Origin of the sequence: Pedobacter sp. UC225_61 (assembly GCF_044452285.1) — a bacterium.
Lineage (GTDB): Bacteria > Bacteroidota > Bacteroidia > Sphingobacteriales > Sphingobacteriaceae > Pedobacter.
In genome coordinates, this window is sequence record NZ_JBIOAL010000001.1 from 787,644 (window position 1) to 800,897 (window position 13,254).

At 33.8% G+C, this 13,254-nt stretch carries 12 protein-coding genes and 1 pseudogene; 4 read left to right on the plus strand and 9 right to left on the minus strand.

What is annotated here, in order from left to right; all coding sequences use genetic code 11:
- Position 1: 1 nt before the first annotated feature.
- Positions 2–730: a cyanophycinase gene (locus ACHMWN_RS03775; RefSeq protein WP_397297857.1), complete on the minus strand. Its 729-nt coding sequence runs from the start codon at positions 728–730 to the stop codon at positions 2–4.
- A gap of 396 nt (positions 731–1,126) precedes the next feature.
- Here ACHMWN_RS03775 and cphA point away from each other — a divergent pair, with 396 nt between their 5' ends.
- Complete coding sequence (gene cphA / locus ACHMWN_RS03780; protein WP_397297859.1) at positions 1,127–3,745, plus strand: cyanophycin synthetase; 2,619 nt, start codon at positions 1,127–1,129, stop codon at positions 3,743–3,745.
- A 70-nt stretch (positions 3,746–3,815) separates the two neighbouring features.
- Here the strand turns inward: cphA and ACHMWN_RS03785 are convergent, their stop codons facing one another.
- On the minus strand, positions 3,816–4,271 hold the full coding sequence (locus ACHMWN_RS03785) for a PA2169 family four-helix-bundle protein (RefSeq protein ID WP_397297860.1): 456 nt from the start codon (positions 4,269–4,271) through the stop codon (positions 3,816–3,818).
- A 116-nt stretch (positions 4,272–4,387) separates the two neighbouring features.
- Between ACHMWN_RS03785 and ACHMWN_RS03790 the strand changes: the two genes are divergently transcribed.
- The gene (locus ACHMWN_RS03790) at positions 4,388–4,960 is read left to right on the plus strand and encodes a Crp/Fnr family transcriptional regulator (protein WP_397297861.1); all 573 of its coding nucleotides are present in this window, start codon (positions 4,388–4,390) and stop codon (positions 4,958–4,960) included.
- A gap of 78 nt (positions 4,961–5,038) precedes the next feature.
- Positions 5,039–5,479 carry a carboxymuconolactone decarboxylase family protein gene (locus ACHMWN_RS03795; RefSeq protein WP_397297862.1) on the plus strand — a complete coding sequence of 147 codons (441 nt, stop codon included), beginning with the start codon at positions 5,039–5,041 and terminating at the stop codon, positions 5,477–5,479.
- Between the two features lie 3 nt (positions 5,480–5,482).
- On the opposite strand, the gene ACHMWN_RS03800 is transcribed toward ACHMWN_RS03795, so the two are convergent.
- From ACHMWN_RS03800 to fumC, 6 genes are all read right to left on the minus strand, one after another.
- Positions 5,483–6,040, minus strand: coding sequence for a DUF1543 domain-containing protein (locus ACHMWN_RS03800; protein ID WP_397297864.1), 558 nt, complete (start codon positions 6,038–6,040; stop codon positions 5,483–5,485).
- A 12-nt stretch (positions 6,041–6,052) separates the two neighbouring features.
- On the minus strand, positions 6,053–6,493 hold the full coding sequence (locus tag ACHMWN_RS03805; protein WP_397297866.1) for a low molecular weight protein-tyrosine-phosphatase: 441 nt from the start codon (positions 6,491–6,493) through the stop codon (positions 6,053–6,055).
- Between the two features lies 1 nt (position 6,494).
- Positions 6,495–6,932 carry a hypothetical protein gene (locus tag ACHMWN_RS03810; protein WP_397297867.1) on the minus strand — a complete coding sequence of 146 codons (438 nt, stop codon included), beginning with the start codon at positions 6,930–6,932 and terminating at the stop codon, positions 6,495–6,497.
- Between the two features lie 18 nt (positions 6,933–6,950).
- Positions 6,951–7,751, minus strand: coding sequence for a S1/P1 nuclease (locus ACHMWN_RS03815; RefSeq protein WP_397297868.1), 801 nt, complete (start codon positions 7,749–7,751; stop codon positions 6,951–6,953).
- A 1-nt stretch (position 7,752) separates the two neighbouring features.
- On the minus strand, positions 7,753–8,268 hold the full coding sequence (locus ACHMWN_RS03820; RefSeq protein ID WP_397297869.1) for a fumarate hydratase: 516 nt from the start codon (positions 8,266–8,268) through the stop codon (positions 7,753–7,755).
- Positions 8,269–8,332: 64 nt separating this feature from the next.
- Complete coding sequence (gene fumC / locus ACHMWN_RS03825; protein ID WP_397297871.1) at positions 8,333–9,730, minus strand: class II fumarate hydratase; 1,398 nt, start codon at positions 9,728–9,730, stop codon at positions 8,333–8,335.
- A 176-nt stretch (positions 9,731–9,906) separates the two neighbouring features.
- On the opposite strand from fumC, the gene ACHMWN_RS03830 reads away from it, so the two are divergent.
- Positions 9,907–11,142: a serine hydrolase domain-containing protein gene (locus ACHMWN_RS03830; RefSeq protein ID WP_397297872.1), complete on the plus strand. Its 1,236-nt coding sequence runs from the start codon at positions 9,907–9,909 to the stop codon at positions 11,140–11,142.
- Here ACHMWN_RS03830 and recG read toward each other — a convergent pair.
- A pseudogene (recG, locus tag ACHMWN_RS03835) lies at positions 11,143–13,249 on the minus strand (ATP-dependent DNA helicase RecG).
- Positions 13,250–13,254: the final 5 nt, after the last annotated feature.

A 13,254-nucleotide genomic window follows, 5' to 3' on the forward strand; every position in this document is an offset into this window, starting at 1 on the left:
ATTATTCTGTCGGAACAACCTTAGGATGTTGAATAACTAATTGGTGACTTTTTAAATCGTAGATATCGCCATCACACATCACATGTACTATCATGTTTTTTATAGAAACGGGTTGCCCCATTTCTACATCAGTTAAATTGGTATCTGCCATATAACGTCCATCAACCAAAATTACCATACCAGAACCGATAGCTTCCATTGTATTTTCTTGAATATACAAACCCGTATCTTCACCTAAACCAATTCCTAAAATGCCTGGATTACTTGCTGTAGCATATAATAAACGACCAATTCTGCCTCTTTGTACAAAATGCGTATCAACAATTACATCATCAATAAATCCTAATCCACCAGTTATTTTAACTTCACCTTTTAACAAGGCGTCTTTACTACTTCCCTGATATATCATGTTTTTAGAGCTAGCAGCAGCGCCAGCAGATGTACCTGCAATCACAATTTCAGTGTTTTCGTATTTATCAAGCAAAATGCGGTGAATTTCTGTACCCCCAAAAATTGAGGATAAACGCAATTGATCGCCACCAGTAAAAATGATTACATCAGCTTTTTTAACACGTTCTGCATATTCAGGTCGGTTTGCCTCTTCTCTACTTCCAATATTAAGCACACCAACATCATGCACATCTAATTGAGCAAAAGCTTTAATGTATTCTTCACCAACCCTTTCAGGAATTAGCGATGCAGTTGTCATAATTTCGAACCGAGAACTCATTTCCTTTAACAGATTCAGTAGTTATCCTTTTTAAAATTCCACGCTCAAAAAAGTTCATGTTCTGTGGCAGTCCGAACTGTGTTTCGGCAAAACTTCCAGTGTTTATTGCACCGCCAATTATTATTAATTTCCCTTTTGGAGCCATCTTATCGTTTAGTTTTTCGCTAAAATTCAAATATATACCATTAGCCTAATAATTAACATTATTTTTATCAATATTATACTTTTAATTAACATTTAAACTGGTTTTGTTTGTTTTCTTAACTGAATAAAAACGATTGCAAAATTTAACACTAGATAAAGGTTAATTTGAAAAAATTTTTATACTTTAATTTTTTCTTTGAAATTATACGCTCTATCCGTAACGCTCCATTACCATACTTAAAATAAACAACAATGAAAATATTAGGCATACAGGTGCTAAGAGGACCAAATATTTGGTCTGTTAACCGAAAAAAATTAATCCAAATGCGTTTAGATTTGGAGGAATTAGAGCAACGCCCAACCAATACAATAGATGGTTTTAGAGAGCGAATAGAAAAACTAATTCCTACATTACAAACTCATCGTTGCTCTAAAGCAGCACCAGGAGGATTTTTATTACGCGTGGAAGAAGGTACATGGATGGGACATGTAATTGAACATATTGCCCTCGAAATACAAACTTTAGCTGGCATGGATACTGGTTTTGGCAGAACTCGCCAGACAAAAACAGAAGGAATTTACAATGTTGTTTTTAGTTATTTAGAGGAAAAAGCTGGCGTTTATGCCGCAGAATCTGCAGTCCGTATTGCGGAAGCATTAATTGATAACAAAGAATATGATTTAGAGCATGATATCCAGCGCATGCGTGAATTGCGTGAATCAGAACGTTTAGGGCCAAGCACAGGTTCTATTGTTGATGAAGCGATTTCAAGAGATATTCCATGGATTAGATTGAATAAAAGTTCGTTGGTGCAATTGGGTTATGGTAAAAATCAAGTTCGTTTTAGAGCAACCATGACTGAAAGAACAAGTAGTATTGCGGTTGATATTGCCGGCAATAAAGATGAAACGAAACGTTTATTAAGTGATGCAGCAATTCCGGTTGCAAAAGGTGTAACTGCTTTTACATTAGAAGATGTATATGATGCTATAAAAAGAGTAGGTTTCCCTTTGGTTTTTAAACCTTTAGATGGAAATCATGGTAAGGGCGCAACCATCAATGTGAAAAATGAAGAAGAGGCAATTGCTGCTTTTCACTATGCCAAAGAATACTCACGACGAATTATTGTTGAGAGTTTCATAACTGGACATGATTTTAGGGTTTTGGTGATAGATCATAAAATGGTTGCTGCTGCTTTACGGGTTCCTGCACACGTAAAGGGCGACGGGAAACTTACCATTCAACAATTAATTGATAAAGAAAACGAAGATCCACGTCGTGGATATGGACATGAAAATGTATTAACAGAAATTACAGTTGATCGAGATACATTAGATCTTTTAGAAAAAAAATCATATACCTTAGAAACCATTGCTCCAAAAGGAGAAATTGTTTACTTAAAATCTACTGCAAACTTAAGTACTGGTGGCACTTCCATTGATGTAACTGATCAAGTTCATCCTCAAAATGTTTTTAATTGCGAACGTATCTCAAGAATTGTTGGCTTAGATATTTGCGGTATTGATATAATGGCGCAGAATTTAACTGAGCCTTTAACCGAAAATGGTGGTGTTGTTTTAGAAGTAAATGCAGCTCCAGGATTTAGAATGCACTTAGCGCCAAGCGAAGGTTTACCGCGTAATGTTGCAGCTCCTGTTATTGATATGTTATATCCACCAGGAAAATCTGCTCGTATTCCAATTATCGCAGTTACTGGAACAAATGGAAAAACTACTACTACGCGTTTAATTGCTCACATTGTGAAAAATAATGGTAGTAGAGTTGGCTTTACAACCTCCGATGGAATTTATGTACAAAACACCTTGTTAATGAAGGGTGATACGACTGGTCCGTTTAGTGCAGAATTTATTCTAAAAGACCCTACGGTAGAAGTTGCTGTGTTAGAAACTGCTAGAGGTGGAATTTTACGTGCTGGGTTGGGCTTCAACAAATGTGATATTGGTGTGGTGACTAATATTCAGGAAGATCATTTAGGCATTTCGGATATTAATACATTAGATGATTTAACTCGTGTAAAAGCAGTTATTATTGGCGCTGTAAAAAGAAATGGCTGGGCAGTTTTAAATGCTGATAATGCTTATTGTTTGAAAATTGCAGCTAGCGCTGATTGTAATGTTGCGTATTTTAGTATGGATGAAAAGAATCCAGTCATAAAAGAACATTGCAAAAAAGGAGGCATTGCAGCGATCTACGAAAATGGATATGTAACTATTAAAAAAGGTGATTGGAAAATTCGTGTAGAAAAAGCCACACATATTCCATTAACATTTAATGCTTCTGTTGATTTTATGATACAGAATGTATTAGCTGCTACACTTACTACTTTCTTGTGGGGATATAAAACGGAAGACATCAGAACATCCTTAGAAACATTTATTCCATCGGCGGCTCACACACCAGGTCGAATGAATATTTTTAAGTTCAAAGACTTTAAAGTGCTCGTAGATTTTGCTCATAATCCAGATGGTTTTAATGGCATTAAGGATTATTTACAAACTGTAGAAGCAACAGAACATGTTGGTGTAATATCTGGCACTGGAGATAGAAGAGATGAAGACATTATTGAAACTGCTCGAATTGCAGCTAAAATGTTTGATAAAGTAGTAATTTGTCAGGAGAAATATTTGCGAGGACGTAAACAACAAGAATTAATTGATTTGTTATTAGTTGGATTAAAAGAAATTAAACCAAATATGTCAATTGAAATCAATAATAATGGTGAGGATTGTATGAGAAATCTTATTACTAATGCAAAATCCGGCTCCTTTATTACCATTTTAAGTGACACAATTGATGATGCTATTCATAAAGCGACTTATTATTTAGACAAAGAATTGGATAAAAAATAAGGCAATATTATTAACCAAAAAACCCTCCTAACTTAAGTCAGGAGGGTTTTGTTTAACCGAGAGTTTTTACTTACAATTGGGAGTCTCTCAGCATCTTAATTTCATCATGTGAAGCTCTTAATTCAGCTTTTTGTTCTGTAATCATGATCCTAATATTTGCAGATAAGCCATCGGTTTCCAATGCCATCTTATACGCTTTTTGAGCAGCATCTTCACCAAATTCACAATTATTTAAAACTGTTTTACGATCATGACCTGTAAACATCGCTTTCACATCCATCCATGCTCTATATACTTTACCAGAGTTTGTAGTTCCTTCTTCAACATCTTCGCCTAAAGCCTGCACTTCTGTTGCCAAAGCCATTTTATGTTTATGGCTTTCTCCTATCATTTTCACAAAAAGCGTTTTCAAATCAGAATCTTCAGGAGTTAATTCTTCAATTGCTCTTTCGTAGCCGTTAACTCTGTCATTATTAATTAAGATGAGATCGTTTAATACTTCTGCGTTTGCTGTTCTAGTTTCCATATCATTATTGTTTTGATGTATTTTAAAAACAGCAATAAAAATGAAAAGTTTAAAATACCTTAGCGCATTTAGGAATACAATAAGCTTTGATATATTTGACTCGTAAACACACTGCTATGTATCCGAATTTTATCGAACATCTTAAAAAGCATATTTCTCTAACGGATGAAGATATTAAAGTCTTATTAACCTATATAAAAATAAAGTCAATTAAGAAAAAGGAGTTTTTGCTAAAAGAGGGGCAAATTTGTAAAGGCAATTATTTTGTAGAAACTGGTCTTTTACGGATGTTTTACATCAATGAGAAAGGAAATGAGCAAATTACTCAGTTCGCTTTAGAAAATTGGTGGCTATCAGATTACATGAGTTTAATGATGCAGGCTCCTTCCAAATTCTACCTTCAAGCGGTAGAAAATTCTGAAATCGTAGTAGTCGAACATCAAAAAGAAGAAGAACTATTTGAGAAATTGCCACAGCTTGAGCGATATTTTAGAATTATGATGCAAAGAGCTTACGCCGCTTCGCAAATGAGAGTTAAATACTTTCATGATTTATCCAAAGAAGAAAACTACAGACAATTTGTTTCGTTATTTCCTAAATTTATTCAGCGCATCCCACAGTATATGTTGGCTTCTTATTTAGGAATTACACCAGAATATTTGAGCGAACTACGAAAAAAACATCCTTAATTGATTTCTTAAACCAGCTTAAGTTTTTTAAAGAAGTCTCATTTTATCTTTGATGTATCAAATTAAAAGATAATAAAAATGGAAACAAGAATAAATATCGGCCAAATTGAGCCAGAGGCTTATAAAGCTTTCGTTGGAATTGAGAACTACTTAGGAAAAACGAAAATTAGTAAAACGCACAAAGAGTTAATTAAAATTAGAGCTTCACAAATTAATGGTTGTGCTTTTTGCATAAATATGCACACAAAAGATGCTAGAAAAAATGGAGAAACCGAACAACGCATCTATTTATTAAATGCGTGGAAAGAAGTTAAAGATATTTATACAGCTGAAGAAAGGGCTATTTTAGCTTTAACAGAAGAAATGACGTTAATTGCAAATGGTGGTGTTTCAAACGCAACTTACAATGCTGCAAAAGCATTATTCGACGATAATCATTTGGCTCAAATTATGGTGGCAATAATGACAATTAATGCTTGGAATAGAATGGCAATTGCAACACACATGCAGCCTGCTTAATTTCTATAATTTTGATAAAGGCAAATACCCTAAAAAGACTTCATCTTCAGGCAAATTGATATTTGAAGTAAACTTTAAAGCGTATTTGCTTTTTATTTCTGATGATAAAATATCTTGGATCTCAAAAATATCATCTACGTCAACTCCAAATTTATCATCTATATGAGAGGTAGCACCTTCAAAAGCTGTGTGTTTATAAAAAGCTGTTTCCTTAGCTTGCTTAATTGCCACCGCTTTCTGATCAGATACTACTAGCATTTTATAATGCAGTTCGTCAAATTCATCTTTTTTGTAGCCGCCTAAATTTAAAAAGAATAGACTGTTTAGATCAGCCTTTACTTCGTCATTTTTTGCTATAACTTCTACTTTATAGCCATCAACTTTGTTTACAGTTCGCCAAGCATCTACATGAATTTTGCCTTTCGCCTCAGGCCAAAAAGCATTTATTTCCGGTATCAATTCTTGTATGGAATTACCAATGCCAAAAAAAATATCGTGTTGTTCAATATGTCTTCCTGCAGGTCTACAACCAAGTAAAACCATAAATAATTGTGCTGCCATTCTGTTTTTATATTATGACTTTAACTCTTCTATTAATTCCATGCATCTCTTTTCTATCAATGCACAAACCAATTCAAATAATGAACTATCCTTATAGGGGTCGGTAACATCTGCTTCATCAGCCAAAAACAACTTTACTTTCTTTTTTTGTTCTTCAGTTTCAGCTAAGCTTAATACATCTCTCAAATTGTATTTATCCATTACCAAAATATGGTCAAACTGCTCAAATAAATCAGCTGTAAAATGCCTTCCTCTTTGAGTTGAAATATCATAACCAAAGGTTTTCGCCATAAGGATACTTCTTCTATCTGGCGCTTGTCCAACGTGCCAATTCCCTGTTCCAGCAGATGCAACTTCCCAATTTAGCTGTTGTTCATTAACTAAATGACGCATTATACCTTCCGCCATTGGCGAACGACAAATATTACCCAAACAAACCATTAAAATTTTCAACTTACTTTGATTTTGCTATAAATTTCCAAACAATTGTATAATTTGTGCCGTTATCATTATGGGTTGTTGTATACATCAACTGAGTGCCATCCAACTTAGCATTAATTTCAGAATTATTATTCCGTGTGTTAATTAAAGTAATCTGATCGCCACTTTTTGTCCATTTTAAACTATTATCATTTGCTACTAAGTCACAAAGCGGCCCATTAGATGCATATCCATAAGTCCCATTATTAGAGAATACAATTGTATAATTATTTTTGAGGCAGGTGCTAGGATCGCTTTCTATATAATCGGTTTCAATTTTTCCATTATACATTTTGCCTGGTGTACGAGTAGCTGTTTTTAAAACCCAATTAAACTTTGTAATGTCTTCTATTTTTTCTTTTTTACAAGAAAGCACTGCACAAATGCAAACAAATAAAATCAGCTTTTTCATGACAGATATTTTTAATAATTACTTATAAATATCGTTTAAAATTTTTGCCAAACGAACACCACCCTTAAGCAATTGTTCATTTACGGTGTCAATCCAATCAAAATTGTATTTGTAACTTAATTTATCGTCATTTTTAATGCCAGTTGCATAAATTTTATTGCAGATTTGATATGATTCAAATACACAATCTTTTATGCTTGTTTGTTGCCAATTAATAACTTGTTGTTTTGTGGGATGATTAATTGCCTTTGTGTATTCTGTAAAACTCAATTGCTGAAAACCAACTAATCCTTCGTCCCAAACTCTATGTAAATTAGATTTTTCGCCAAACCATGATAATAGAATTTTATTCCCCCCTAAATCATCTTTTCTAGCTGTATGCATAGGCTGATGTAAATCTCCGACTAAATGAATAACCATTCGTAATGCTAATTTCTTTTGGTCTGCAGTACTTTTTGCATTTTTAAGCACGGCAATCATTTCATTAAGTTTATTATAGATATTGGCTGCAGGCTGATTATCTAAAAAGCTATAGACATCATTTTTGGTTAAATCTGCTGGAAGATTTACATAATGCCAGTTGCTCAAATAATTATAGGTCGTATCAGATTTTATAAAATCTGCCCAATTAGCGGCCATTGCCATGCTCTCTGTACCTAAAATCTGTTTGATAGCCAAACGAGTTTTTGCCTGTAGATATTGATCAGCAACTTCGCCAACAATTCTATGTCCTAAAACGCCCCAAGCACCAGCTGTGAATGGCACATAAATCAAGGCCAATACGATAACGATTTTCTTAAAAAAGGATAATTTCTTCATTTTATAATTCTTTAGGTACACAGTTTATCTTTTCTTTTAGAACAAGTGTACATTCTCTTTGATCGTTTAAATTCTCTAATACTAAGCTAGTAGAACTTGATGATTTAATTTTGAAATTGCTTAAATATTGTCCATTTCGGTAACATCCTGAAGCTTTTTGCTTATAATTTGCTTTTGTAAATGTGCCAGTTAACATCAATGTATCGCCTTTAACAACATACGTTCCTTTTGCATATTCTTTCCAAATGCCTTTGTTAAAGCATGAATCTGCATAGTAATTAACTTTAGAAAAGGTAGTTAAATTTACATAAAACGAATCGCAACTTATTTTGAAATGATGTTGAGTATAGTTTAACAACTTAACCGAATTAGCAATACTATCTTGATTCCAAACACCTTGTAAAAACACCTCTCCTTTACCTTGTACGTTTGGTAAGCGTGTGCATGAAAAGGTCAAGGCCGAAAGAACAAATACTAAAGCGAATTGTATATTTCTCTTAAAAAAAAATGGCATCATTAAATAATTACATTGTTATATTTTGCACCTTATAGTAGCTTTCTGCTTTAGTCTTTTGGCTTAATTATTTAAGGCTACCAACCATATCTTCAGGTTTTACCCATTCAGTAAATTGCTCGCTGGTTAATAAACCTAATTCAACTGCAGCTTCACGTAAAGTTTTATTTTCTTTATGTGCTTTTTTAGCAATTTTAGCTGCATTTTCATAACCAATATGTGGATTTAAAGCTGTAACCAACATCAAAGAATTTTCCATGTGTTGTTTAATTACTGGTCTATTTGGTTCAATACCCACTGCACATTTATCGTTAAAGGAAACACATGCATCTCCAATTAAGCGACCACTTTGCAGTACGTTTGCTGCTATAACTGGTTTAAAAACATTCAACTCAAAATGACCATTGCTACCACCAATACCAACAGTTACATCGTTACCCATAACTTGTGCACAAACCATTGTTAAAGCTTCTGGTTGTGTTGGGTTTACTTTGCCAGGCATAATAGAAGAACCCGGTTCGTTATCAGGAATGATGATTTCTCCAATTCCACAACGTGGACCAGAACTTAAAATTCTAATATCATTAGCTATTTTCATTAAAGAAACTGCAACACGTTTATAAGCGCCAGATAACTCAACCATTGCATCATGCGCAGCTAAAGCTTCGAATTTATTTGGAGCAGTTACAAAAGCTAAGCCTGTCAATTCAGCGATTTTTTTAGCAACCAAAACATCATATCCATTTGGTGTGTTTAAGCCTGTGCCCACTGCAGTACCGCCCAAAGCCAACTCACTAATCATTATTAAGGCATTTTTTATTGCTCTAATTCCATTATCTATTTGCTGTACATAGCCAGAAAATTCTTGCCCTAAAGTTAAAGGCGTGGCATCCATAAAATGCGTACGGCCAGTTTTTACAATATCATTCCAAGATCCAGCTTTTTGATTTAAAGTATCTCTTAATTTTTCCAATCCTGGAATAGTAATTTCTACTGCTTGTTTATAGGCAGCAATGTGCATTGCAGTTGGATAGGTGTCATTTGATGACTGCGATTTATTCACATCATCATTCGGGTGAAGTACTTTTTTATCATCAGCTAAACTACCACCATTTAACACGTGAGCACGATTTGCAATAACCTCATTAGCGTTCATGTTACTTTGCGTACCAGAACCTGTTTGCCAAATTACCAATGGAAATTCTGCGTCCAATTTACCTGCAATTACTTCATCACAAGCATTTGCAATTAACGTTGCTTTTTCACTAGACAATACTCCTAATTCAGTATTTGCTAAAGCTGCGGCTTTTTTCAAGTAACCAAAAGCATGTATAATTTCCTTCGGCATACTGGCCTCTGGGCCAATTTTAAAATTATTACGCGAACGTTCTGTTTGTGCGCCCCAATATTTATCAGCGGGCACTTGTACCTCGCCCATGGTATCGTGTTCTATTCTGAAACTCATGATGTTGCTATTTTTTTGCCAAATTTAAAGATTTTGAAGCGCTTTGAAGTAACATATTTAATAGGATTGCAAATTATTAACTTAAAAGAAAATTATCTGCAATGTTTAAAACTCTTTTACGTTTAAAAAGACAATAATTCTTATTTTTCGCCTTTTAAACCTGTTTATCCCTATACATGAAGTTTCGTTTACTCGTTGCAGCTTTTGCAATCACCATTATATCCATTTCATCTTGTACATCTAAAGAAGAAAAAGCTAAAAAGGCAGAAGCCGATAAAAAAGTAAGAACCAAAGAAGACGATAAAGCAGATAGTTTACTAATTGCTTATGATCCAGCTAAAGGCGATCAATGGATTGCAGATTTTGCCCAAAATCTCCATAAAAAATCAGGCTTTAACGGAAACATGTTGGTAGCAAGAAAAGGTAAAATCTTATATGAAAAAGCAATTGGATGGGCAGATTATTTACATCGCGATAGCTTAAAAATAAATTCAGAATTTGAATTGGCTTCAATTAGTAAGACATTTACGAGTGTTGCAATTATGCAATTAGTGGAAGCGGGGAAACTGAAATTAACAGATGACGTAAAAAAATTCTATCCAAACTTCCCTTACGATGGTATAACAATTAAACTACTTTTATCCCATAGAAGTGGAATGATGAATTATGTTTATTTCATTGATGACATTTGGCGTAAGGAAAAAAGAGATCAAAAGAAAGGGGTATCAAACCAAGAGGTGATGGATATAATTGCCGAAAGGAAGCCAAATCCATACACCAAACCAGATAAGATATTTCACTACAACAACTCAAATTTTATGGTTTTGGGTGCGATTATAGAAAAAGTTACAGGCAAGCCTTATGCTGATTATATGATGGAACATGTTTTTAAACCTGCTGGAATGAAACATACACATGTCTATTCGACTACGGTTTACCCAAAAGTTCCTGTAGATGTAGTTGGTCACGATCGTAATAATTTTAGGTATTCTGTTGTACAAAATTTTTTAGATGGACCAGTTGGAGACAAAGGAATTTATAGCACATTGCACGATTTAGTTTTATACGATAAGTATTTAAAAAACGGAAGATTATTATCTCAAAAGAGTTTAAACTCCGCTTACACTGGCCACAATAAACCTGTAAATGGTCATTTTAATTATGGTTACGGCTGGAGAATGTTTGACGGAAAAGGAATGGACAAAGTAGTTTACCATACTGGTTGGTGGCATGGTTTCCGTCATATTTATGTTAGAGATTTAGATAAAGATATCGTGGTAATTTTCTTAGGTAACCTCACCAACGGAAGCTTAATGCATTTAGATGAACTTTTCAAATATTTAAAAATGCCAATTATCCGTAAAGGTGCATACACAGGAAGTGGTTCATTACCGGGAACGGATGAAGATTAATTAAGAAATTTTATCAAAAGCGATTGCTCTTGTTCTTTTATTAAGGTAGTTCTTAAGGAGTATATTTTCTGGTAATTCAAGCATTGGATCTTTTTCAATAAGTTCAATTACTGTATTTCGTGCTTCTTGTAAAATGATTTGATCTTTAGCCAAATTTGCCATTTTGAGTTCTAAAACTCCACTTTGTTGTGTACCGGTAATATCTCCTGGACCGCGAAGTTGTAAATCTATTTCTGATATTTCAAAACCATTATTAGTTTTAACCATAGTTTCTATTCGCAATTTTGAGTTTGGCCCCAATTTATTTCCTGTCATTAAAATACAAAAAGATTGCTCAGCACCTCTACCAACTCTACCTCTTAATTGATGTAATTGCGAAAGCCCAAATCGTTCTGCATTTTCGATAATCATTACCGATGCATTTGGTACGTTTACACCAACTTCTATAACAGTAGTAGCTACCATAATTTGACTTTTACCATCAATAAATCGTTGCATTTCATATTGTTTATCTGCATTTGGCATTTGTCCATGCACAATACTAATTTGATAATCTGGTAAAGGAAACTGATAACGCATTTGTTCTACACCTGCTTCTAAATGCAATAAATCTAATTTTTCGCTTTCTCGTATCAACGGATAAACAATATAAACTTGTCTACCTTTTGCAATTTCTTGTTTCATAAAACCAAACATTCGCATTCTTTGGCCTTCAAATAAATGTTTGGTTTCTATTGGCTTTCTTCCCACAGGCAGCTCATCAATTACCGAAACATCTAAATCGCCATATAAAGTCATAGCTAACGTTCGTGGAATTGGTGTTGCTGTCATGACTAAAATATGTGGAGGAACAACATTTTTGCGCCACAATTTTGCTCTTTGTTCTACACCAAAACGATGCTGTTCATCAATTACAACTAAGCCTAAATTTTTAAATTGAACTTTATCTTCAATCAGCGCATGTGTACCAACTAAGATGTCTATCTCTCCACTTTCTAATTGCTGATGTAAAACAGTTCGTTGTTTTTTAGTTGTGTTTCCTGTTAAGATAGCGACATTTACTAATTCGCCTTTTAAAAGATCAACCAATGATTGATAATGTTGTCTAGCTAAAATTTCAGTAGGTGCCATCATACACGCCTGATAGCCGTTATCATTTGCCAACAGCATACTCATCAAAGCTACCACTGTTTTTCCACTACCTACATCACCTTGAATAAGACGAATTCATTTGACTTCCCCTTTGGGTATCTAATCTTATTTCCTTAATAACTCGCTTCTGTGCGTTTGTTAAATCAAAAGGAAGCATTGTGTTATAAAATGTATTTACTTTCTCTCCAACAGTATTAAATAGCGCTCCTTTAAATTTTAAACTTCGTAATTGTTTATTATGCAATAATTGCAATTGGATAAAGAAAAGCTCTTCAAATTTTAATCGCCTCTCTGCATGTTGTAACATCGAAGTATTAGCGGGGAAATGAATATGGATTAAAGCCTCTTTTCTACTAATTAATTTATATTTTTCTAAAATATAAGCAGGTAAAGTTTCTCTAACTTCATTGATATGTAATTCAATTATATGATGAATTAACTTCTGAATACCCTTACTATCTAAAAAACTTTTTTTCAGTTTCTCAGTAGAGTTATAAATTGGTTGTAAGGTTAAATTTCCTGTTATTCCAGTTTGTCTGGGATAAGTTTCTAAATCTGGATGTGAAATACTAAAGCTACTATTAAACAAGGTCGGTTTGCCAAAGGCGATGTAAATACTGCCACGCATCACATGATCTTCTACCCATTTTAAACTTTGAAACCACACTAAATCCATCGTTCCAGTATCGTCTGTAAATTTAGCAACAATTCTTTTTTTATGTTTTTCACCAACGGTTTCTTTACTTGTAATTCTACCAATTACTTGCACCAAAGGCATATCAGGATTTAATTCATTTATCTTATAAAATCGCGTTCTATCAATGTATCTAAAAGGATAATGATTTAAAAGTTGCTCATAGGTTGATATACCCAGCTCCTTTTGCAGCAGTTCAGCACGTTTAGGACCAACTCCTTTTAAATAAACTAAAGATGTATCTAAATTTGAGGCAAACAAAGCAG